Origin of the sequence: Brevibacterium sp. H602 (assembly GCF_051172395.1) — a bacterium.
Classification (GTDB): domain Bacteria; phylum Actinomycetota; class Actinomycetes; order Actinomycetales; family Brevibacteriaceae; genus Brevibacterium.
Genome location: NZ_JBPIZD010000001.1, coordinates 217,503 through 240,169, shown reverse-complemented (window position 1 = coordinate 240,169; position 22,667 = coordinate 217,503). Strand labels below are relative to the sequence as shown.

18 protein-coding genes and 1 tRNA gene are annotated in these 22,667 nt (G+C 65.6%); all 19 read left to right on the top strand.

Going from position 1 to position 22,667, the window contains the following annotated elements:
- Positions 1–6 precede the first annotated feature (6 nt).
- The 19 genes from ACSBQT_RS01125 to ACSBQT_RS01035 all read left to right on the top strand — a co-directional run bounded on the left by ACSBQT_RS01125 (position 7) and on the right by ACSBQT_RS01035 (position 22,507).
- Positions 7–1,464, top strand: coding sequence for a GuaB1 family IMP dehydrogenase-related protein (locus ACSBQT_RS01125; RefSeq protein ID WP_435000627.1), 1,458 nt, complete (start codon positions 7–9; stop codon positions 1,462–1,464).
- 131 nt (positions 1,465–1,595) lie between these two features.
- Entirely contained in the window at positions 1,596–2,927 is a 1,332-nt protein-coding gene (locus tag ACSBQT_RS01120) for a hemolysin family protein (RefSeq protein ID WP_435000625.1), read from the top strand.
- Positions 2,924–3,985, top strand: coding sequence for a hemolysin family protein (locus tag ACSBQT_RS01115; protein WP_410710153.1), 1,062 nt, complete (start codon positions 2,924–2,926; stop codon positions 3,983–3,985). Before ACSBQT_RS01120 ends, ACSBQT_RS01115 begins: the two co-directional genes overlap by 4 nt.
- Positions 3,986–4,402: 417 nt before the next feature.
- Positions 4,403–5,440 carry a M15 family metallopeptidase gene (locus ACSBQT_RS01110; protein WP_410710152.1) on the top strand — a complete coding sequence of 346 codons (1,038 nt, stop codon included), beginning with the start codon at positions 4,403–4,405 and terminating at the stop codon, positions 5,438–5,440.
- Positions 5,441–5,553: 113 nt separating this feature from the next.
- Positions 5,554–5,629: transfer RNA gene (locus tag ACSBQT_RS01105), tRNA-Arg, on the top strand.
- Positions 5,630–5,751: 122 nt separating this feature from the next.
- The gene (locus ACSBQT_RS01100; protein WP_410710151.1) at positions 5,752–6,525 is read left to right on the top strand and encodes an ABC transporter ATP-binding protein; all 774 of its coding nucleotides are present in this window, start codon (positions 5,752–5,754) and stop codon (positions 6,523–6,525) included.
- Positions 6,522–9,071, top strand: a complete 2,550-nt coding sequence (locus ACSBQT_RS01095) for an ABC transporter permease (protein ID WP_435000624.1) — start codon at positions 6,522–6,524, stop codon at positions 9,069–9,071. The genes ACSBQT_RS01100 and ACSBQT_RS01095 overlap by 4 nt, the downstream gene beginning before the upstream one ends.
- Before the next feature lie 49 nt (positions 9,072–9,120).
- Positions 9,121–10,296 (top strand): MFS transporter, encoded by a 1,176-nt coding sequence (locus tag ACSBQT_RS01090; protein ID WP_435000623.1) that lies wholly within the window; start codon positions 9,121–9,123, stop codon positions 10,294–10,296.
- Positions 10,297–10,380: 84 nt separating this feature from the next.
- On the top strand, positions 10,381–11,208 hold the full coding sequence (locus tag ACSBQT_RS01085) for a DALR anticodon-binding domain-containing protein (protein WP_180345515.1): 828 nt from the start codon (positions 10,381–10,383) through the stop codon (positions 11,206–11,208).
- On the top strand, positions 11,208–12,647 hold the full coding sequence (gene lysA / locus ACSBQT_RS01080; RefSeq protein WP_435000622.1) for a diaminopimelate decarboxylase: 1,440 nt from the start codon (positions 11,208–11,210) through the stop codon (positions 12,645–12,647). Before ACSBQT_RS01085 ends, lysA begins: the two co-directional genes overlap by 1 nt.
- Positions 12,648–12,682: 35 nt before the next feature.
- Positions 12,683–13,990, top strand: coding sequence for a homoserine dehydrogenase (locus ACSBQT_RS01075; RefSeq protein WP_139466974.1), 1,308 nt, complete (start codon positions 12,683–12,685; stop codon positions 13,988–13,990).
- Positions 13,991–13,992: 2 nt separating this feature from the next.
- A complete protein-coding gene (gene thrC, locus ACSBQT_RS01070; RefSeq protein ID WP_139466975.1) occupies positions 13,993–15,078 on the top strand; it encodes a threonine synthase in 1,086 nt (361 codons plus the stop codon).
- Between the two features lie 2 nt (positions 15,079–15,080).
- Positions 15,081–15,983, top strand: coding sequence for a homoserine kinase (thrB, locus tag ACSBQT_RS01065; protein ID WP_435000619.1), 903 nt, complete (start codon positions 15,081–15,083; stop codon positions 15,981–15,983).
- A 224-nt stretch (positions 15,984–16,207) separates the two neighbouring features.
- A complete protein-coding gene (gene rho, locus ACSBQT_RS01060; RefSeq protein ID WP_139466977.1) occupies positions 16,208–18,220 on the top strand; it encodes a transcription termination factor Rho in 2,013 nt (670 codons plus the stop codon).
- 1 nt (position 18,221) lies between these two features.
- Entirely contained in the window at positions 18,222–19,298 is a 1,077-nt protein-coding gene (gene prfA / locus ACSBQT_RS01055; RefSeq protein WP_139466978.1) for a peptide chain release factor 1, read from the top strand.
- A gap of 1 nt (position 19,299) precedes the next feature.
- Positions 19,300–20,226, top strand: coding sequence for a peptide chain release factor N(5)-glutamine methyltransferase (prmC, locus tag ACSBQT_RS01050; protein WP_435000773.1), 927 nt, complete (start codon positions 19,300–19,302; stop codon positions 20,224–20,226).
- A 77-nt stretch (positions 20,227–20,303) separates the two neighbouring features.
- A complete protein-coding gene (locus ACSBQT_RS01045) occupies positions 20,304–20,954 on the top strand; it encodes an L-threonylcarbamoyladenylate synthase (protein ID WP_139466979.1) in 651 nt (216 codons plus the stop codon).
- Complete coding sequence (locus tag ACSBQT_RS01040; RefSeq protein WP_139907914.1) at positions 20,955–22,064, top strand: MraY family glycosyltransferase; 1,110 nt, start codon at positions 20,955–20,957, stop codon at positions 22,062–22,064. It abuts the gene before it with no gap.
- Positions 22,061–22,507, top strand: a complete 447-nt coding sequence (locus tag ACSBQT_RS01035) for a hypothetical protein (protein WP_172169190.1) — start codon at positions 22,061–22,063, stop codon at positions 22,505–22,507. Before ACSBQT_RS01040 ends, ACSBQT_RS01035 begins: the two co-directional genes overlap by 4 nt.
- Positions 22,508–22,667: the final 160 nt, after the last annotated feature.

Here is a 22,667-nt window from a genome sequence, read left to right as displayed (position 1 = left end):
AGTGTTATGCGTTTCATCTCAAATGACCCGAACACCGATCTCACCTACTCCGATGTCTTCCTCTTGCCGAACTCGTCGGCGCTGACTTCGCGCTTCGAAGTCGACCTCACGACGACCGATCCGACCCGGTCGACGACGCCGCTCGTCGCAGCGAATATGACCGCTGTGTCCGGTCGACGGATGGCGGAGACGATGGCGCGTCGCGGGGGACTGGCGGTGCTGCCCCAGGACATTCCGCTGACCGCCGCGCAGGAGACCATCGCCTGGGTGAAGAGCCGCGACCGGATCTTCGAGTCCGCGCTGCGCTTCTCACCCGAGGACACAGTGCTCAATGCCCTGCATGTGCTGGCCAAGCGTCCGCACGGCTTCGGCGTCGTCGTCGACGACGCGGGAAAGCTCGAAGGCATCATCAATGCCGCAGATCTGCGCGGAGTCGATCGCTTCACCTCGGTGGCGGAGCTGTTGGACTCCTCGCCGCATGTCATCCGCGCCTCCGAGGTCGACTGGGAGGACGCCTCGCAGCTGGAGTCCCTCTTCGAGTCGATGACGGAGTCGCGAGCCGAGTTCGCCGCTGTCGTCGACGATGAGAACACGGTGCTCGGCAGCCTGACTCCGAAGTCGCTGCTGCGCTCGTCCATCTACACGCCCAACGTCGACGACCAGGGTCGGCTGAAGATCGCCGTGGCCATCGGCGTCAATGGTGCGGCGGTCGAACGTGCCGCTGCGCTGGTCGAAGCCGGCGCGGACGTCCTCGTCGTCGACACCGCCCATGGCCACCAGGTGAAGATGCTCGACACACTGTCGGCGATCGCCGATGCCGAGCTCGGGGTGCCGATCGTGGCCGGAAACGTCGTCACCGCCGAGGGTGTCCGCGACCTCGTCGCCGCCGGCGCCGACATCGTCAAGGTCGGAGTCGGCCCGGGAGCCATGTGCACGACCAGGATGATGACCGCGGTCGGTCGTCCCCAGTTCTCCGCAGTGCTCGAATGCGCCGAGGCGGCTCGCGAGCTCGGTGCCCACGTGTGGGCCGACGGCGGAGTCCGCTACCCCCGCGATGTTGCTCTGGCCCTGGCGGCCGGAGCTTCTCAGGTGATGGTCGGATCCTGGTTCGCCGGGACCCACGAATCGCCCGGCGACCTGCTCGTCGACGGAGAGGGACGGAAGTACAAGGAGAGCTTCGGCATGGCTTCGGCTCGGGCTGTGGCCAACCGGACCAGAACGGAATCGGCCTTTGCGCGCGCTCGGAAGGGACTGTTCGAAGAGGGCATCTCTTCGTCAACCATGTACATCGACCCTGAATCTCCTGGGGTCGAAGACCTGCTCGACGGCATCACTTCGGGCGTCCGCAGCTCCTGCACCTACGCCGGAGCCGGTGATCTCGGGGAATTCGCGCGTTTGGCCGCGGTCGGCGTCCAGAGCGCCGCCGGCTACGAAGAGGGCCGACCGCTGTCGGGAAGTTGGTAAGATCTCCTCATGCACAGTGACAGTCCCGGCCGGCGGGAAGCCGGCGCCCCAGATGACGACCCTCACCCCGCGAGGGTCTCACACCTCACCTGCTCTGCTGGGCAGACAGCGAACGGCGGGGACAGTCACTGATGGAATGGATACTCCTCGCCCTCGCACTGCTGCTCATCCTCGGCACCGGCGTCTTCGTCGCAGCCGAATTCTCACTGCTGACGCTCGACCGCCACACAGCCGATAAGGCGGTCGAAGACGGCGTCGTCGGCGCGAAGACGCTGCGGCGCTCGATGACCCACCTGTCCACCCAGCTCTCGGCAGCGCAGGTGGGCATCACGATCACCACTCTGCTCACCGGCTACCTCATGGAACCGTCCCTGGGCAGACTGCTGGCGCCGCTGTTCGAGGCCTGGGGCGTCGGCCCCGGCCTCGCGGCCCCGCTGGCGCTGACCATCGCCCTCATCGTCTCCACCGTGGGATCGATGATCTTCGGAGAGCTCGTACCGAAGAATCTCGCTATCGCTGTGCCGTTGGCGACCGGTCGCATCGCCGCACCGATGCAGTACGTCTTCTCGATCGTGTTCAAACCGGTCATCGCCGTCCTCAACGGCACGGCGAACAAGATCCTCATGTCGATGGGCATCGAGCCGCAGGAAGAAGGTTCGGTGGGGCGTTCCCCGGAGGAGCTGACCTCACTCGTGCGGCACTCCGCCGAAGAGGGAGTGCTCGATGAGCAGACGGCAGGTCTGCTGGAGAGGACTCTGAGCTTCTCCGAGCGCACCGCAGAAGATGTGATGACTCCGCGCACGCGCATGTCCACAGTGGACAAGGACACCACGGCCAGGCAGATCATCGAACAGGCCCGGGACACCGGATTCTCCCGGTTCCCCGTGGCTGACGAGGACAAGGACCACATCGTCGGAGTCGTTCACGTCAAACAGGCCTTCGCCGTGCCTCCGAGCAACCGCGACGACGCCTACGCAGGAGGGCTGATGACCGAGGTCCGTGAGATCCCGGAGACGCAGCGCCTCGACCCGCTGCTCTTGGAACTGCGAGCCACCGGCCTGCAGATGGCTGTGGTCGTCGATGAGTTCGGCGGCACAGCCGGAGTGGTCACCCTCGAGGACGTCGTCGAGGAGCTCGTGGGCGAGGTAGCCGATGAGCACGATCGGATGCGCGTCGCGGCACGACCGGCTCGCGACGGCTCCTGGATCGTGCCCGGTCAGCTGCGGCCCGATGAGATCTCGTCGACGATCGGAGTCACCATCCCGGAGGACTCGGACTACGAGACTCTGGCCGGATTCGTCCTCAAGGAGCTCGGACGGATTCCCGAACCGGGTGACGAGGTCCGCATGGACGATGCCCGCATCGTGGTCGAACGGATGCACGGACGACGCATCGAACGCCTCCGGGTGGTGCTGCGCGCCGCCGACGCAGGAGCATTCGAAACCGGAGGTGAGACCCGATGAGCGCCGATTGGTTCGGACTGGTCTGGCTGGTCGTTCTCCTGCTGGGCAACTCCTTCTTCGTCGCCGCCGAGTTCGCGGTGGTCGCTGCCAAACGATCACAGATCGAACCACGAGCGGCCGAAGGCTCCGCGGCGGCCAAAACCGCCCTCTATGCGATGGAGCACGTGTCACTGATGCTGGCGATCTGCCAGCTCGGCATCACCGTGTGCTCTCTGCTTCTGGGCAATGTGGCCGAACCGGCCATCCACCACCTGCTCGCCGGTCCCCTCGAGGGCCTGGGCATTCCCGCCGGCCTGTCCTCGACGATCTCCTTCGTCCTGGCGCTCGGCGTCGTCACCTACCTGCACGTGGTCATCGGTGAGATGGTGCCGAAGAACCTGGCGCTGGCCGCCTCCGGCCAGGCCGTGATGCTGCTGGCGACACCGCTGGTGTTCCTGGCGCGGGTCTTCGGCTTCGTCATCCGCCCCCTCAACGGCCTGGCCAATGGGATCCTCCACCTGTTCAAGATCGAGGCCCGTGACGAGGTCAACGAGGCCTATACGATCGAGCAGGTCGAATCGATCGTGGCCGAGTCGAAGCGCGAGGGACTGCTCAGTGATGACACGGGGCTGCTCAAGGGCGCCATCGAGTTCAGCGACAAGACTGCGTCCGACATCATGGTCCCGATGTCCGAACTCATCACGATTTCGGACAAGGTGACCCCGAACGAGCTTGTGACCTTGGTCGGGAAGACAGGCTTCTCCCGATACTTCGTCGTCGGTGACGACGGGTATCCGCAGGACTACCTCCACATCAAGGATGTCCTCTACGCGGACACCGAAGAGGCCTTCGACGCTCCTGTGCAGAGCAAGCGCTTCCGACCCCTGTTCACGGTCACCGCCGATGACGAGGTCGAAGAGGCACTGGCGCAGATGCAGAAGGCGGGTATCCATGTCGCCCGCGTCATCGACTCGCAGGCGCAGGTCCTCGGCCTGCTGTTCCTCGAGGACGTGCTCGAGGAACTCGTCGGCGAAGTCCAGGATGCGATGCAGCGGGGACGATTCGACTTCCGCCGCTGAGCATTCTGCGCGGGTCGATCTGACCGGCTCATCCATTCGCCTCGACGGCGGTCTCCTGATTGGCGGGAGGCCGCCGTCGAGGCGTCGCGTCCACCTCCGTCGCCGTGCCGGTGCGTGGGGCCATGCGGTCGGCAGTGGGGCAATGCCTGCGCACGTGGGGCAGCGCCGTTCGGTGTGGAGACCCAAACGTGACCGACTGTGTAACGGTTCGTAACGAAACAGCGATTCAGGACACCTGGAGTAGGTCGCCTGTAGTGATCCATGACCAGACATCATCAGAGAATGACCTGGTCACACGCTGTGTATGAACTGAAGGTGACATTCTGTAACGATGTCGTTATAGTGTTGTGACATAAGCTTTCGGGCGCCCGGCAGAGGGCTTCCACCGCACAATCTTCACCAACAGTATGGAGCACTATGTCGAGTGAGCTCTCGACCGTCGAGGCGCCGCCGGTCCGCCGACGTGATCTGCGGAAGCAGAACGCCTCTTCGCAGGTTTCGACGATCAACTCTTCGCATCCCGTGACATCGCAGTCGCGGAACAGCGCATCCGCAGCCCTCTCACCTCGTCGCGCGGCGATGGCCGCCGAGGCCCGCGCCGCCGCGGGCTCACCGCGACGGGCAGCGATGTCCAAAGAGGCTTCGCGGCCGATGACGCCCGCGGGTCACACGTCGACACTGGCCGCGGCTCAGCTCGGCAGCCGCGGTTCCGACGGTTCTCTGCTGCGCTCGGTCCGCCGCCGTCAGGTCACCACCTTCTCCGCCCTGGCCACCGTCTCGGTCACCGGCACCGCCATCGCCGCCGTGATGGTCGCCGGCAACATGAGCGGCAACCAGGAAGTCAAGGTCGACGACACGGCCGCGCAGTCCCAGCCACGTGCGATCAACGCCGAATCGGTCTCCGCCGACATCAAGGTCGACGACGATGACAAGACCTCGATGACCATCGGCGCCCCGAGCGCCAAGCAGACCAAGGTCGACGCGGCATCTCGTGCGATCACGAAGACCGTTCTGCCCGGCTGTGACGAAGCAGCACCGAAGGGCGAGGCGAGCAACGGCGAACTGCCCGACGGATGGCTGTGCGAGATCGGCGTGGGCAACCACAAGCTGCGCTCCGATGCGGCCGTGTCGTTCGCGAAGATGAACGCTGCCTTCAAGAAGGACACCGGCAAAGACCTCGCAGTCACCGACTCCTACCGGTCACTGGAATCACAGGTCTCCGTCGCGGCACGCAAACCCGGCTTCGCAGCTCGTCCCGGAACCTCCAACCACGGTTGGGGCCTGGCGCTGGACCTGGGCGCGGGAACGCAGAACGGAACCGGTCGGCAGTACGAATGGCTCGTCGCCAACGCAGAGAAGTTCGGGTGGGAGAATCCGGACTGGGCCAAGCGCAATTCCTATGAGCTCTGGCACTGGGAATACGTGCCCGGCCGCAAGGCTATGAAGGGTGCCTGATCTGCTCTAACATCGCTGATCACAGCCCCACGACACCGCGGGCAGTCCTCGAAGGACTGCCCGCGGTGTCGTTTTGGGAGGTGGTGCCCAACGGTGATAGAGTTGCATGCGTTGCCCGCGTAGCTCAGTGGATAGAGCGTCTGCCTCCGGAGCAGAAGGTCGTAGGTTCGAATCCTGTCGCGGGCACCATGACGCCGCCCATCTCAACTTCTGAGGTGGGCGGTTCTGCATACGCGGTCCGAGTGGTCGGTGATGCAGCCAGGATCTAAGGTAGTCGGAGACGAGACCCGGACCGCGATGTGAGGCATACGATGTCGGAACCTGCTGAAGAGCCCGTCCAGACCGGCGCGGGGGACGATGAGATCGTCCTCCGAGCGCAGGGACTGCGCAAGAGCTTCGGTCGCGGTGATACGGCAGTCGACGCTCTCGACGACATCAGCGTCGACTTCGAATCGGGACGCTTCACCGCCATCATGGGACCCTCCGGATCCGGAAAATCGACGTTCATGCATGTGCTTGCCGGGCTCGACCGTGTCGATTCGGGTTCGATCATCATGCGGGGCCAGGACATCACCCGTCTCAACGACCGGCAGCTGACTCAGCTGCGGCGTGACCGCGTCGGCTTCATCTTCCAGGCCTTCAACCTCGTCCCGACGCTGAGCGCTGAACAGAACATCGAACTGCCGGTCTCGCTGGCCCGGAAGAAGATCGATCGTGAGTGGAAGGCCGAAGTCGTCGAACGCCTCGAACTCGGCGATCGTCTGCAGCATCGTCCGCACGAGCTCTCCGGCGGTCAGCAGCAGAGAGTCGCCGTGGCCCGGGCTCTGCTGACGCGGCCGGATGTCATCTTCGCCGATGAGCCCACGGGAAACCTCGACTCCCATGCCGGAGCGGAGGTCCTGTCCCTGCTCGGTCGGGCCACGACCCTGTACGGGCAGACGATCATCATGGTCACCCACGACCCCGTCGCGGCATCGCACGCCGGCCGGGTCGTTCTGCTCAAGGACGGGCGAGCCACGGGTGAAGTTCGTCAGCCGACCCGCGAGAGCGTGGTTACGGCGCTGAGTGAACTGAGCTCTCTGTGATCGCAGTCGCCCTTGCGCAGATTCGGATCCACTGGGCCCGATTCCTCGCAATCGGCCTCGGCATCGCATTGGCGGCGGGATTCATCGCAACCACTCTGATCATCAACTCCTCGCTGCAGGACAGCCTCGAACACGCCGTCGGCCGTTCCTTCGAGAAAGCCGACCTCACCGTCGTCCCGGACAGAGACGTCTTCGTCGGGGGAGACGAGGCCTCTCCGCTGCTGCGCCCCTTAGCCGAAGTCGACGGGGTGGCTACCGCGTCGTTGTCGGCCAGCACAGTGACCACGGGCCGAGGTGCCGGATTCTCCGAAAGCTCTTTTGCGCTGTCCCCGGTGCCTGCCGATGAACGGCTCGACACGTTCGATATGGTCTCCGGTCAGCGACCGGAAGCGACGACGGACCTCGTGCTCGACACTCGCACGGCCAGCGATCTCAACGTCGGAGTCGGCGATGAGATTCGCTTCACCGTCGATGCGGTCCCAGTGGAGAGCGGAAACGATGACATGCCGATCTACCGGGGTCCGAGTCAGAGCAGCGTCACCTTCTCCGTGGTGGGCATCGCCGAGATGGGGCAGGATCCGGCCCTGCCCGGCGCCACTCGAGCGCTGACGACTGCATCGGGCTATCAGGAGTATTTCGCCCAGCAGGGCGATGTCATCGCCATTCAGATCGCCCTCGAGAGCGGCGGGGACCCGGAGGCTGTGCGTACTCAGCTGCAGAGGGTCGTCGACGGTTCGGAACTGAGCGGCAGCCTCGAAGCGCTCTCCGTGGACGATGCCGTGAAAGCGAAGACCGATCGCCTCTCCGGCGGCAACGCCGTCGTGACCGGTCTCCTGCTCGTCTTCGCCGGAATCTCCGTCATCGTCGCCATCCTGGTCGTCTCCAACACCTTCTCCGTCATCGTCGCCGGACGCCGTCGGGAATTCGCACTGCTGCGCTGCCTCGGCGCCACCCGCGTGCAGATGTACGGTTCGGTCGTGGCCGAAGGACTCTTCGTCGGATTGCTCGGGTCGATCTTCGGTGTGCTCGCCGGGGTCGTCGGCAGTCGCGGACTGATGGCCGTGGCGGTGCGCTACTGGCCGCAGGAGTTCCCCTACGACACTCTCACCGTTCCCGTCTCCGCCCTGGTCAGCGGTGTCATCGTCGGTGCCCTGCTGACGATTGTGGCCACCATTCGACCGGCTCGCAGTGCCATCGCTGTGACACCGCTCGAAGCACTCCAGCCCTTCGACGCGTCCATCTCGCCGAGCACCCGCGCTCGTCCGCGCCACCTCGTGGGCTTCGGCTGCATCGGGCTGGGTGTGGTCCTCGTCATCGTCTCCGTCTATGCGGTGTCGACCTCGCAGCTCTGGATCCTCGGCGGAGCGCTGGGTGGGGGACTCGTGGTCACGGGGCTGGTCATCAGCGCGGCGAAGATCATCCCGCCCGTGGTCGCCTGGACGGGAGAGGTGCTCTTCAGCCCTTGGGGCGTTCCCGGCCAGCTGGCGACCCTGAACACATTGCGCAATCCCCGTCGCACCGCGGCCACAGCCACGGCGCTCATCATCGGTGTGACCTTGGTGGCGACGATCCTCGTGGGCGGCATGTCGACGAAGGCGACGCTCAGCCACGGACTCGACCAGCGTTATCCCGTTGACATCTCCGTGCCGCTGTCGGGCCTCGTCGACGATGACCAACTCGATGATGTGCGTGAGATTCCCGGCGTATCCACTGCGATCATCGCCCACCGCGCCGAGGCGGTCGAAGACTTCAAGGGCTCCCGCCCCGAGATCTTCGTCGTCGACCCGGACAGCGCCGAGACAGTACTCGGAGACGCAGTCGCCGATATCGTGTCCGGACGGGTCACGGTCCCCGAAGACTATCCTTCACCGACAGTGCGGGTGAAAGGGCTCAACGAGATGAGCGTGCCCGTGCACAGGGACGGCCTCTCCAGCCTCGCTTTCTTCACCACCCCCGACGTCGGCAACGATCTCGGCATCTCGGCAACGACGACGGCCGTGCTCGTCCGCCTCGACGAGGATGTCGACGTTGATGAGATCACCCGCATCCGTCAGTCCGTGGCCGAGACACTCGACGTCTCCAGCGACGAGGTCGGCGGCTCGGCCGTCGCCCGGGGTGCCTATTCCGAACTCATCGATGTCATGCTCGCCGGGGCCGTGGCTCTGCTCTTCGTCTCCGTGGTCATCGCGCTCATCGGCGTCTCGAACACGGTCAGCCTCTCCGTCATCGAGCGCCGTCGGGAGAACGCGCTGATGCGGGCGCTGGGGCTGAGCATCGCGCAGCTGCGGACTCTTCTGGCGCTCGAGGCGGTGCTCATCTCGTCGGTGGCCGCACTGCTGGGACTCGTGCTCGGCGGCGCCCTGGGCATCGTCGGCACACGGTTGGTCACCCACGACTACTCCACCGACCTCATCGTCGACTTCTCCGCCCCGTCCTTCCTCGGCATCCTCGGTGTGGCGGTCGTCGCCGGCATCCTCTCCGCTCTGGCACCGGCCAGGCGAGCGTCCCGACTCTCACCGGTCGAAGGTCTCAAACTCGACTTCTGATGGGCCCCGGCCACCGAACCGGAAATCGGTGTCTGATAGGAAAGAGCTCATGAACTCCGCGCGCATCCGCATTTTGATCGTCCTCGGAATCGTCTTCGCTGCCTTCAATCTGCGCCCGGGAGTCACCGGGCTCTCGCCTCTGCTCGATGCCATGGGCGAAGAGATCGAACTGAGCGCGGTGTTCCTGGCCGTCATCGGCATGCTGCCGCCGCTGCTCTACGGAATCAGCGGCTTCATCACCCCTCGGCTCTATGCCCGCTTCTCCGGACTCGGCCTGACCTCGGCTGCCATGGTGATGGTCATGATCGGACTGGGTGTCCGCGCGGTCATCGATTCGCCGTCGCTGTTCCTGGCGCTGAGCGTGCTGGCCCTGCTGGGAATGGGCATCGGCAACGTCGTCCTCCCGCCCCTGGTGAAATCGTATTTCCCCGACCGGGTGGCTCTCATGTCGACCGTGCACGTCGGGCTGCTCCAGTTCGGGACGTTCATTCCGCCGCTCGTGGCGGTTCCCCTCGCCTCCGGCGTCGGTTGGAGAGGCTCACTGCTCGTCTGGGCCGGATTCGCGGCTTTGGGCGCGATCGTGTGGATCGTCATTCGCATCCTCAAGCCCGCGCCCGCCGCCGAGGCGGCCGTCGCCGTCGTCGGGGGCAGTGAGCTCTCCCGCCTTCTGCGCAGTCCTCGGGCCTGGGCGCTGATGACGATGACGGGTCTGACGTCGTTCAACAACTTCATCCTCTTCACCTGGCTGCCGGGCCTGCTCACCCGCTCCGGGTTCGATGCTGCCTTCGGCGGGGCGATGTTGGCGCTGGTCACCGCCATCCCCCTCGTCCTCGGATTCGTCCTGCCGACCCTGGCTCAGAAGATGACCTCGGCCTATCCCATCGTCGTCGGCTTCTGCCTCAGCCTGGCCGTGGGGTACCTGGGTCTGTGGCTGCTGCCGACAGCGGCTCCCGTGCTGTGGACCGTGCTGCTGGGCATCGGCATCTCCACGTTCCCACTCGCTCTGACACTCATCACACTCCGCGCGCGAAACGCCGAGGCGGCGGCTTCCCTGTCCGGCTTCGTCCAGGGCGGCGGGTACCTCCTCGCGGCCACCGGCCCGCTGATCTTCGCCTTTCTCCTCCAGAGCTTCGAAACCATGTGGCCGGCATTCGTCGTGGTGCTCGCCTCGGTGGCCGTCAAATTCTTCGTCAGCCACGCCGCCTGCCGACCCGGCGCCATCTGAGGCCCAGCGGGCATCCGTCTCGTCATGAGAGCGAAGATGACATCGGATTCGTCCTCGCCGTCCGGGCCCGAGTACTCTGTTCGAGTGACCCCGGAAGACTTGCAGACTGCACTCGCGCGCGCCTTGGCGACGGCCGAGGCAGGCCTCGTCGCACCGGGGTTCGCCATGCAGATCGTCGTCCTGGCTCCGAACCGTTCCGAACTCGGTGACTGGACGACGCCCGTGGCGCTGCGCGCCGCCGCTGCACCCGAGCAGCGAACCCAGCTCGCCGCACATCTGTGCACCGAACTGCGTGCCCTCCCCGAGGTGGCGGACGCCGTCATCGCCGGGCCCGGCTTCGTCAACGTGACCCTCACACCCGCTGGCCGAGCACATGTGCTCAGCGACATCGTCACCGCAGCCGACGGGAACGAACCAGCCGGGGGAGCGGAACAGGACGGGTCGCCGCTGCGCACGCTGCTCGTCGCCGCGGACAGGGAATCGGCACGGGCTCTTGTCGCCGGCGAGCACGACCGTGACGTCGACCCGGTCACAGTGGACATCCTGCAGCGCGGCCATGCCGCCGCCTGCCGCGAGCAGCGGCGGGCGCACCGGGCGGGAATCCCGTCCGAGGTCGTCGATGCGGCGAGACTCGAGGATCCGAGCGAGACGCGAATGCTCAATGCCGTGGCGGGACTGCCGTCAGCGCTGGAACGCTCGCGCCGCCTCGGCGAGAACGATCCCTTCCTCTGCGCTCTCCTCGAACTCGGCGAAGCCGTCGAGGACTGGATCCGCCGCTGCCCGGTCACTCCGACGGTCGATGAGGACATCACCGTCACCCACAGCTCCCGGCTCTTCGCTCTGAGAGCCGTCACCATCGTCCTCGCCGCAGGACTACGACAATTGGGCGCTTCGGCCCCGGAGAGGATCTGATGCCCGCACATATCGCAGGGACCCTGCACGCGACACCGGCCCCGGTGTGGCTGCCCTATCCCGATGACGTCAATGCGCTGCTGCCGAGTCTGTGGTCGGACAACGTCACGAAGTCCGACGACGGAGTGCTCACGATCGCCGGTCATGCCGTGACGGACCTGGCCGAACGCTACGGAACCCCCACACTCGTCATGGACGTCGCCGACTTCCGCAGCCGCGCCGAGGCCTACCTGAGCACGTTCTCCAATGCCTTCTCCGTGCAGAAGGGACTGGCCGGAGCCGATGTGTTCTACGCCGGGAAGGCATTCCTGTGCACAGCTGTGGCCCGCTGGGTGCATGAGGCCGGGCTCGGCCTCGACACCTGCTCACTGGGCGAGATGATGATCGCCCGCGCCGCCGGTGTCCCCGGCGACCGCGTCGGGCTGCACGGTAACAACAAATCGGCGGCGGAGCTCGAATACGCCCTCGACTACGGCGTGGCCAGGATCTTCGTCGACAGCCTCGATGAGGTCGCACGTCTGGAATCCATCGCTGCGGCCAGAGGCACGGTCGCCCCGGTCATGCTGCGAGTCACGGTCGGCGTCGAAGCGCACACCCACGACTTCATCGCCACGGCCCACGAAGACCAGAAGTTCGGGCTCTCTCTCGCCGACGGCACCGCCGCCCGAGCCGCTCGTCTCGTCGCGGAATCCGAACATCTGCGTCTCGACGGTCTCCACTCCCACATCGGTTCGCAGATCTTCGACATCTCCGGTTTCCAGGTCGCCACCGCCCGCGTACTCGCCTTCCGGGCCGAGATCATGGGCGAACACGGCATCGACCTGCCCGATGTCGACCTCGGCGGCGGCTTCGGCATCCGCTACACCTCCCAGGACACCCCGATCCCGGTCGCGGAGATGGCCGCAGAGCTCGCCGCCGTCGTGGCCAAGGAATGCCGGGGTCTGGGTACGAGCGTTCCCCGGATCTCCATCGAACCCGGACGCGCCATCGTCTCCCCGGCGGTGTTCACTCTCTACGAGGTCGGCACCGTCAAACAGGTGAGCACGGACAGCGGCACTCGCACATATGTCGCTGTCAACGGGGGAATGAGCGACAACATCCGCACGGCACTCTACGACGCGGACTATTCGTGCACCCTGGCCAACCGGAACTCGAACGCCGAGCCTGCGATCGTGCGGGTCGTCGGCAAGCACTGCGAATCCGGCGACATCATCGTCCGCGACGAATACATGGGCGCAGACGTCACCGCAGGCGATCTCGTCGCGGTCCCCACCACCGGGGCGTACTGCCGCTCGCTGGCCAACAACTACAACCATCTGCCCCGGCCGGGCGTGCTGGCCGTCGAGGCCGATAGAGTTGAGTGGATCGTGACCCCCGAAGACCACACGCAGATGTTCGCCACGGACCCGGGAATGGCCGGGGGAGTGGCGTCGAACTGATGAGTGCGAGAGACAAGAGCGGAAAAGGTGAGGAAATGCAGGCACTGAAGGTTGCCATGCTCGGATGCGGAGTCGTCGGCACGGAGGTCGCCGCCCGAATCCAGAATCGCGCGGAGGGCCTGGCCGAGCGCATCGGCGCTCCGCTGGAGCTGAGCGCCATCGTCGTCCGCGATGCTTCGAAGGCCCGTCCGGGAATCGACGAGAAGCTGCTGACGACCGACGCCGAGGCGGCCATCGCCGGAGCCGATATCGTCGTCGAGCTGATGGGCGGAATCGAACCCGCCCGCTCGCTCATCACCGCAGCGTTGCGCCAGGGTTCATCGGTCGTGACCGCGAACAAGGCTCTGCTGGCCGCCAGCTACGGCGAGCTCATGTCCTCTGCCGACGACGCTGGTGTGCGCCTCGAGCACGAAGCGGCGGTGGCAGGGGCGATCCCGATCATCCGACCTGTCGGCGATTCGCTGGCCGGGGACCGAATCGAACGCATCATGGGCATCGTCAACGGCACGACGAACTACATCCTCGACCAGATGGACTCCGAGGGCTGGGATTTCGACCAGGCCCTCACTGCCGCCCAAGGGCTCGGATACGCAGAGGCCGATCCGACCGCTGACATCGGCGGACACGATGCGGCGGCGAAGGCTGCGATCCTGTCCTCGCTGGCCTTCCATGCACCCGTGTCGATCGATGACGTCCACGTCGAAGGCATCGAAGGCGTCACCGCCGAGATGGTCGAGACCGCCCGAGACCAGGGCTTCGTCATCAAACTCCTCGCCGTGTGCGAACGTGTGGCCTCATCACCGGCAGGCGCCGGACTCTCGGCGCGCGTCTACCCGGCGCTTCTCGATCGCGGCCACGCACTGGCATCCGTCCGCGGTGCCTTCAACGCCGTGTTCATCGAGGCCGAAGCCGCCGGCGAGCTGATGTTCTACGGACAGGGAGCCGGCGGAGCACCGACCGCATCCGCCGTGCTGGGAGACCTCGTGTCCGTGGCCAGGCGCAAGGTGCTCGGCGGTCGCGGACAGTACGAACGTCCCTTCCACGAGGACTACCCGATCCTGCCGATCTCGGCGATCACGACCAGGTACCACATCACCCTCGACGTGGTCGACCGTCCCGGTGTGCTCGCCGCAGTCTCCGAAGTCTTCGCCGATGAAGGGGCATCCATCGAACTGATGCGACAGACGATCGGGGACATCGACGACAACGGCGTCCAGCACGCGAAGCTCGTGCTCGCCACCCACTCGAACACCGACTCGACTCTGCAGAAGACGGTCGATCGACTCGTCGATCTGCCTGTCGTCCACACCGTCAAATCCGTGATCCGCGTAGAAGGACAGTGACTATGAACTACCCCAGACACCAGTGGAAGGGCGTCGTCGAGGAATACCGGAGCCTCCTCGACATCTCCGCTGACACCCCCGCCGTCACACTCGGTGAGGGCGGGACCCCGCTGATCAGGGCGGAGAAGCTCAGCGCACGCACCGGTGCCCAGGTATGGGTGAAGTACGAGGGCCTCAATCCGACTGCGTCGTTCAAAGACCGCGGTATGACGATGGCGATCACCAAGGCTGTGGCCCATGGTGCCAAAGCCGTCATCTGCGCCTCGACGGGCAACACCTCGGCCTCTGCCGCCGCCTATGCCACGAAGGCCGGACTGACCTGCGCTGTGCTCGTGCCCACCGGCAAGATCGCGCCGGGGAAGATGAGCCAGGCCATCGCCCACGGAGCGACCCTGCTCGAAGTCGACGGAAACTTCGACGACTGCCTGACGCTGTGCCGCAAGCTCTCGGAGTCCTACCCGGTCCACCTCGTCAACTCGGTCAATCCCGATCGCATCGAAGGTCAGAAGACCGCGGCATTCGAGATCGTCGACGTCCTCGGCGACGCTCCCGACATCCATGTTCTGCCCGTCGGCAACGCCGGCAACATCACGGCGTACTGGAAGGGCTACAACGAATACCGCGAACACGGGATCTCCAAGCAGCTGCCTCAGATGTGGGGCTTCCAGGCCGCCGGTGCCGCACCGCTGGTGCTCGGCCACCCGGTCGACGAACCGGACACGGTGGCGACCGCCATCCGCATCGGCAACCCCGCCAGCTGGACGCAGGCCGAAGCGGCGCGTGACGACTCGGGCGGTCTCATCGATTCGGTCACCGACGACGAGATCCTCGCTGCGCACAAGATCCTGTCCAGCGAAGAGGGCATCTTCGTCGAGCCCGGGTCGGCCGCCTCGGTGGCGGGTCTGCTGAAGATGGCCGATGCGGGTCGGGTCCCTGCCGATGCGACGATCGCGGTCACCGTGACCGGTCACGGACTCAAGGACCCCAGCTGGGCACTGCACACCGCCGACGGATCCGATATCGAGACCAAGCGGGTCTCCGTCGACGCCGTCAGCGCCGCACGCGCGCTGGGACTCGAGGACAGCTGAGGGTGCGCGTCCGACTCGAGGTCCCGGCCACCTCGGCGAATCTGGGACCCGGCTACGACTCGTACGGGCTGGCCCTCGACATCGTCGACACCCTCACCCTCACCGTCCACGACGCGGCAGTCGATCCTCACCGCTGCGTCGAGGTCACGGGGGAGGGCGCCGAGGTGTTGCCCCGGGACGGCTCGCACCTGATCATGCGCATCATCGGTGAGGTGCTCGACTCGGAGTTTCCCGCCGACGCGGCGGAGCTGAGGCCGCGTCTGTCGCTGGAGTGCGACAACCGGATTCCGCATTCCCGCGGACTGGGCTCCTCGGCCGCAGCCGTCGTTGCCGGCATCGGCCTCGCAGCGGAACTCGGAGCCTGGTCGACCGGGGTCGGGCTGAGCCGGGACCGGATCCTCGAGATCGCCACCGCCGTCGAGGGGCATCCGGACAACGCCGCCCCCGCGATCTTCGGCGGACTCACCGTCTCTCTGTCGGCGCCCGTGAAGTCGTGGCAGGTGCCGGTGCGCACCGTCGAGGCGGTCACTGTGCTCGTGCCCTCGTTCCGCCTCGACACCGAGGTTGCCCGTGGACTCATTCCCGCCGGCATCGATCACGCGATCGCCGCCGACAATTCGGCTCGGGCGGGCCTGCTCGTCCACGGGATGAGCAATGACTCCCGGGTGCTCTTCGAAGCCACCCGCGACCAGCTCCATCAGGAGTTCCGCCGGGGTGCCTATCCGGAGTCGATGGCGCTGGTCGACGCACTGCGCGCCGAGGGTCTCCCAGCCGTCGTCTCCGGCGCCGGGCCGACGGTGCTCGTCCTCACCGAGGCGGTGCCCGACGCTCTCGTGCCGGACGGCTTCGTCGCTCAGCGCACCGCGATTGACCTCGGCGGTTACCGGGTGAGCCGAGAAATCTGAGGAAGCGATTCGCCAGATCGTCTCCGAACAAGTAGACTGTGGGTGTTCCGACAGGGCACGGCTTCCCGCTGTTCTTCACAGGTCCGTCGCCGATGTCATACATTCTGGAACATCTCCTGCTCATTCTTTAGCAGGTTTTCTTTCACAACGCACCGTCAATGGTGTTTCCGTCGCCGTGAGCAAACGGCACATGCCGCACGGCCGAAAGAGGGAGAAGGACCTTCGTGTCTGAAACCACCACTCAGGATTCCACCCCGCGCACAGGCAGCCTCACAGCGCTGCGGCTGCCTCAGCTCCAGGAAATGGCTGCCGGGCTGGGAATCAAGGGTTACCGTCGCCTTCGCAAGAGCGAACTGATCGACGCCATCAACAACCATTCGGGCGGATCCGCTGAGAAGAAGTCCGCCCCCACCGAGAAGAAACCCGCCGCGGATTCTGCTGCCAAGACCGAGAAGCCGGCGGAGAAACAGGACGAGAAGAAGCAGGAGTCGACGAACCGTCGCTCTTCGCGTCGCTCTGCCGCTTCCGCGTCCGAGGACGCTCCGGCGCTCATCATCGAACCGAACACCGAGTCCTCGTCGTCTTCGACGGCGAACGAGTCCGGTGCGGACCAGTCCGGGGGAGCAGCCTCCGAGGAGAACAGCGGCGATCAGGATCGTCAGCGCTCTCGCCGCAGCCGTTCTCGCTCCCGCGGCTCCGAGTCCCAGACCGAGGGCCGCGACGGCAGCGGTGAGGAATCGGCCGACCGCGGCGGCCAGTATCGCTCCGGCGACCAGGACCGCTCCGACCGTGACCACCGCGGAGGGCGCGACAACGACCGTCGCAGCCGGAACAATGACCGCTCCGACGACAACCGCGGCGGCAATGACCGCAACGGCGGCAACGGCCGGGGCAACAATGACCGGGACGGCGGCAGCGATCGCGGCCACCGCAACGACCGGGGCGGCAACAACGACCGCAATGATCGTCGCAACCGCAGCAACGACGATGACGATCGCGGCAACAACCGCCGCGGACGGGGCCGGGATCGGAAGCGCCGCGGCCGCGGCAACGACGAGCCGGACATCCGCAACGACGATGTGCTCATCCCCGTCGGCGGCATCCTCGACGTCCACGACAACTACGCCTTCCTCCGCACCTCCGGCTACCTGCCGGGGCCGAACGACGTCTACCTTTCGGCATCCATGGTGCGCAAGAACGGTCTGCGCAAGGGCGACGCCGTCGCCGGCGCGATCCGTCAGCCGCGTGAGAACGAACAGCGGAACAACAAGCGCGAGAAGTTCGATGCCCTCGTCCGCCTCGATTCCGTCAACGGACTCACCGTCGACGATGCCCGCAGCCGTGTCGAGTTCTCGAAGCTGACTCCGCTCTACCCCCAGGATCGTCTGCGCCTCGAGACCACCTCGAAGCTGCACTCGACCCGTCTCATCGATCTCATCACCCCCATCGGCAAGGGCCAGCGCGGACTCATCGTCGCGCCTCCGAAGGCCGGCAAGACGACGATCATGCAGCAGATCGCCAACGCGATCACGGAGAACAACCCCGAAGCGCACCTCATGGTCGTCCTCGTCGACGAACGTCCCGAGGAAGTCACGGACATGCAGCGTGCGGTCAAGGGCGAAGTCATCGCCTCGACCTTCGACCGTCCGGCCGACGACCACACCACGATCGCCGAACTCGCCATCGAACGCGCCAAGCGCCTCGTCGAGATGGGTTCCGATGTCGTCGTGCTGCTCGACAACATCACGCGCCTGGGACGTGCCTACAACATCGCCCAGCCGGCATCCGGTCGGATCCTCTCCGGCGGTGTCGACGCCAATGCGCTCTACCCGCCGAAAAAGTTCTTCGGTGCTGCACGCAACATCGAAGGCGGCGGCTCGCTGACCATCCTCGCCACGGCTCTCGTCGAGACCGGCTCCAAGATGGACGAAGTCATCTTCGAAGAGTTCAAGGGCACCGGCAACATGGAGCTGCGTCTGAGCCGTCAGCTTGCCGACAAGCGCATCTTCCCGGCCATCGACGTCAACTCCTCGAGCACTCGCCGCGAAGAGATGCTCATGACCAAGGAAGAGACGAAGGTCATGTGGCAGCTGCGCCGACTGCTCTCGGGCCTCGAGCAGCAGCAGGCTGTCGAACTGCTCATGTCGAAGCTCAAGGAGACCGGCTCGAACGTCGAGTTCCTCATGCAGGTGCAGAAGACGACCCCGCTGCCGAAGTCGTCGACCGACAACAGCTGAGATGGTCGACGACACCCTCACGGCCAGCGTCAGCGCACTGCTCGATGAGCACGCCCGGGTGCAGGAGGAACTCTCCGACCCCGCGGTCCACGCTGACGCCGGCCGGGCCAAGAAGCTGACCAGGCGGTACGCGGAACTCGACAAGGTCGCCGCGGCCGCCCGGCACTTCGCCCAACTCGAAGCCGACCACGCAGCCGCCGTGGAGCTGGCTGAGGACGACGCCGACTTCGCCGCGGAGGCCAAGCGTCTGTCCGCAGAGATGGAGACGGCCGAGGGTGAGCTCAAAGATCTCCTGGTACCCAGCGACCCGGATGACTCCCGAGACGCCATCATCGAGATCAAAGCCGGCGAAGGCGGAGACGAATCCGCGCTGTTCGCCGGTGACCTGCTGCGGATGTATCAGCGGTGGATCGACTCACGCGGCTGGTCGAGCCAGATCCTTGACGCCACGCATTCGGATCTCGGCGGATACAAGGACGTCACCATGGCCGTCAAGGCGAAGAACGACGGCGCCTACGGCTGGGTGAAGTTCGAAGGCGGAGTGCACCGTGTCCAAAGGGTGCCGGTCACCGAATCGCAGGGACGCATCCACACCTCCGCAGCCGGGGTGCTCGTCTTCCCCGAAGTCGATGAACCCGAAGAGATCCAGCTGGACGAACACGATCTGCGCATCGACGTCTACCGCTCGTCCGGACCCGGCGGCCAGTCCGTGAACACCACGGACTCCGCTGTGCGCATCACGCACCTGCCGACCGGAATCACAGCGAGCTGCCAGAACGAGAAGTCCCAGCTGCAGAACAAAGACGCAGCGATGCGCATGCTCCGTGCTCGGATCTTGGCCAAGCAGGCCGAAGAGGCCGCAGCGGAAGCCGCCGACATCCGTCGTTCGCAGGTGCGCACCGTCGATCGCTCGGAACGCATCCGCACCTACAATTTTCCGGAGAACCGGATCACCGATCACCGCACCGGATACAAGGCCTACAATCTCGATCAGGTGCTCGCCGGCGACCTCGATCCGGTCATCGGATCCTGCCGCGACGCCGACAAGGCCGCACGCCTCGACGCACTGGGGGACTGACCTGGACACTGTCAGGCCGACTCTCGTCTCCGACCTCCTTCGCGGGGCGACCACGCTCCTCACCGAAGCAGGCATAGCGAGTCCCGAAGCCGATGCGCTCGAACTGCTCGCCCACGCATGGTCGATCGACAGGGCATCGCTGAGCCGCCGCCGTCTCTTCGACGAACCCGTGCCGGAGTCGGTGAGCACTCGATTCGCCGAACTCTGTGACCAGCGGCGGCGGCGGAGACCGCTGCAGCATCTCACCGGCATCGCCCACTTCCGGCATCTGCAGCTGCAGGTGGGCCCCGGAGTCTTCGTGCCCCGACCGGAGACGGAGGTGCTCGCCGGAGCCGTTCTGAGCGAACTGTCCGAACTCGCCGAAACTGACTCGACTACGGAGAACGACAAGGCTCGGCGTCCCTTCGTCATCGACCTGTGCTCCGGTTCGGGAGCGATCTCCCTCTCCGTTGCCACCGAATTCGACTGCGTCGACGTCCTCGGCGTCGAACGCGAATCCGCGGCCCTGGAATGGTCACTGAAGAACCTCGAGCAGTGCCGCCTCGGCGAGTCGACGGTCGAGTTCATCTCCGGTGATGCGACGACGATCACGAAGGCTCGGCCGGATCTGTGCGGGCGTGCCGACATCGTGGTGACGAACCCGCCCTATGTTCCCGATTCCGCCGTGCCGCGAGACCCGGAGGTCGCCGAACACGATCCCGCGGCCGCGCTCTACGGCGGGGAATCGGGTTTGGAGATTCCGGGACTCATCATCAGTCAAGCCGAGCAGCTGCTGAGATCAGGCGGACTCTTCCTCATGGAACACAGTGAGGAACAGGGCGAAGGGGCACGGGAACTCCTGGAGGCCTCGGCCAGTCTGAGACATGCCGCCACATTCCAGGACTACACTGGACGCGACCGCTATACAGTGGCGCGCCGTGAGGCGTAGGGGATCTCGGAGACGAATTCCCGCCGCGTACTGCCCAGTACCGAAACCACAACCCGAACATTCGAAACGGAGAACTCGTGTCGAGACGATTCGACGTCAGCCAAGAAGAGATCCGTGAACTCGTCTTCGACGAGTGCGCGCGAGTCGTCGACACAGGCAACCTGCTCGTCATCCCCACCGATACGGTCTACGGGATCGCCGCCGATGCCTTCAGCGCATCGGCCGTTGCGGCTCTGCTCGCGGCCAAGGGCCGGGGACGGGACATGCCGCCTCCGGTTCTCGTCCCACGCGCGGAGACCATCTTCGGGCTCGTCGACGGGGTCGATGAGACCGTGCTGGCACTGACCGCGAAATTCTGGCCCGGACCGCTGACGATCATCGCGAACGCTCAGCCCTCCCTCGACTGGGACCTCGGCGATACCCACGGAACCGTGGCCGTGCGCATGCCCGACGACGAGTCGGCGCTGGCCCTGCTCGGCCGCACCGGGCCTCTGGCCGTGTCGAGTGCGAACATCTCCGGACAGCCCGCCGCCAGGACCGCCGACGAAGCGCAGGAGATGCTCGGCGACGATGTCGACATCTACGTCGACGGGGGAGTGCGGGAGTCGGGGCTGTCCTCGACGATCATCGACCTCAGCGGCGACGTGCCCCGCATCCTGCGCCGCGGTCCGATCACCGCCGAGGACCTGCGCGAAATCGTCCCCGAACTCATCGACCTGGACGGCTGAGTGCGCGCCTACCTCTTCATCCTCGTCGTCTCCGCCCTCGTGGCGTACCTGCTGACTCCAATGGTCAAGCGGGTGGCCGAACGAGGAAAGATCTTCTCACCGCTGCGTGACCGCGACGTCCATTCCATTCCGACGCCGAGGCTGGGCGGAGTCGCGATGTTCGGCGGGCTTCTGGCAGGCCTCATCTTCGCCTCCCAGATGCCCTTCCTCAATCGGATCTTCGTCGAATTGGGCCCGATCATCGGAATCGCCGGAGCCGCCGGCCTGCTGTGTCTGCTCGGAGTCATCGACGACATCTGGGACCTGCACTGGATGGCGAAGCTCGCCGGTCAGGCTCTCGCCGCAGGCTTCATGGCGATCAAGGGAGTGGCGCTGCTGTCGATTCCCTTCGGCGGAGTCATCATCGGCTCCCCGCGGATGTCGATCATCGTCACGGTCCTCGTCGTCCTCGTGACGATCAACGCGGTGAACTTCGTCGACGGACTCGACGGTCTCGCCGCGGGCGTCGTCGCCATCGGCGGCAGCGCCTTCTTCATCTACTCCTACTGGCTCGCTCGTGACGCTTCACCGGAGTCGTATGCGAACCTCGCCTCGCTCATCATCGCGATCCTCGTCGGCGCCTGCCTCGGTTTCCTCCCGCACAATTTCAATCCGGCGAGGATCTTCATGGGCGACTCCGGGTCGATGCTCATCGGCCTGCTGCTCGCCGCCTCGACGATCAGGGTCACCGGCCAGGTCGACCCGGCGCTGATCGGCCAAGAGCGAGCGTTCGCCACATTCATGCCGATCATCCTGCCTGTGGCCGTGATGTTCCTGCCGCTGCTCGACCTCGGACTGGCCGTGGTGCGCAGGCTGCGTGCCGGACAGTCTCCGTTCTCCGCCGATGCCAAACACCTCCACCACCGGATGCTGCGTCTGGGACATTCCCACGCGCGTGCGGTGCTCATCCTCTACACCTGGACGGCGCTCATCGCCTTCGGATCGGTGCTGCTCCTGTTCAAGGGCTGGCTGTTCTCGGCCTGCGTCATCGGCGGCCTCGCTGCCATCACCCTGATCTTCACCTTCTATCCCCTTCGCATGCGTCAGAAAGCCAGAGAGGAAATCTCGTGACCGATCCGATACCGCGCCGAGAGACCGAAGTCGAAGCAGCCTGGACCCGCGTCTGGAGGACCCTGCTCATCCGGGGCATCATCCTCGTCCTCGTCGTTGCGGCCCTCGGAATGGGCATCGGCTGGCTGGTGTCGGGGATGACGGGACTCGTCGGCGGGGCCGTCGGCGGGGGACTGGCTGCGGTCTTCATCATCATCACCCTCGTCGTCATGTACGTGGGGCGGAACATGGGACTGACCGCGATCGCCGGGTTCCTCGGCATCGGGTTCCTCTTCAAGGCCTTCATCTTCATGATCGTCATCTGGCGGATCAAGGATGCGACCTGGCTCGACGGCACGGTCGCCTTCTTCACGATCGTCGTCGCGGTCATCGGCTCCTCGCTCGTCGAGGCGATCACCGTGGTCAAGGGACGCGTTCCCTATGTCGATCCGGAGGCGAGATAGGCGAGAGGGGACCACTTGCCGCACCCATCTGAGGCACGTAGTGGGGTGAGGTACGAGACGAATGACGTGTCGTATAAAATCGTTGACAGAAATTGCACAGAGAAGCCTGATGAATTTGTCGGTCACTCTCTACAGTTGGTAGAGTAGTTCCGGTGCTTGG

Excerpts from the sequence above, each read along its gene's own strand:
- lysA (WP_435000622.1), top strand. The coding sequence starts at position 11,208 with ATGCCCGCACATATCGCAGGGACCCTGCACGCGACACCGGCCCCGGTG.
- ACSBQT_RS01125 (WP_435000627.1), top strand. The coding sequence starts at position 7 with ATGCGTTTCATCTCAAATGACCCGAACACCGATCTCACCTACTCCGAT.
- ACSBQT_RS01115 (WP_410710153.1), top strand. The coding sequence starts at position 2,924 with ATGAGCGCCGATTGGTTCGGACTGGTCTGGCTGGTCGTTCTCCTGCTG.
- ACSBQT_RS01110 (WP_410710152.1), top strand. The coding sequence starts at position 4,403 with ATGTCGAGTGAGCTCTCGACCGTCGAGGCGCCGCCGGTCCGCCGACGT.
- ACSBQT_RS01075 (WP_139466974.1), top strand. The coding sequence starts at position 12,683 with ATGCAGGCACTGAAGGTTGCCATGCTCGGATGCGGAGTCGTCGGCACG.
- ACSBQT_RS01100 (WP_410710151.1), top strand. The coding sequence starts at position 5,752 with ATGTCGGAACCTGCTGAAGAGCCCGTCCAGACCGGCGCGGGGGACGAT.
- thrC (WP_139466975.1), top strand. The coding sequence starts at position 13,993 with ATGAACTACCCCAGACACCAGTGGAAGGGCGTCGTCGAGGAATACCGG.
- ACSBQT_RS01120 (WP_435000625.1), top strand. The coding sequence starts at position 1,596 with ATGGAATGGATACTCCTCGCCCTCGCACTGCTGCTCATCCTCGGCACC.
- prfA (WP_139466978.1), top strand. The coding sequence starts at position 18,222 with ATGGTCGACGACACCCTCACGGCCAGCGTCAGCGCACTGCTCGATGAG.
- ACSBQT_RS01090 (WP_435000623.1), top strand. The coding sequence starts at position 9,121 with ATGAACTCCGCGCGCATCCGCATTTTGATCGTCCTCGGAATCGTCTTC.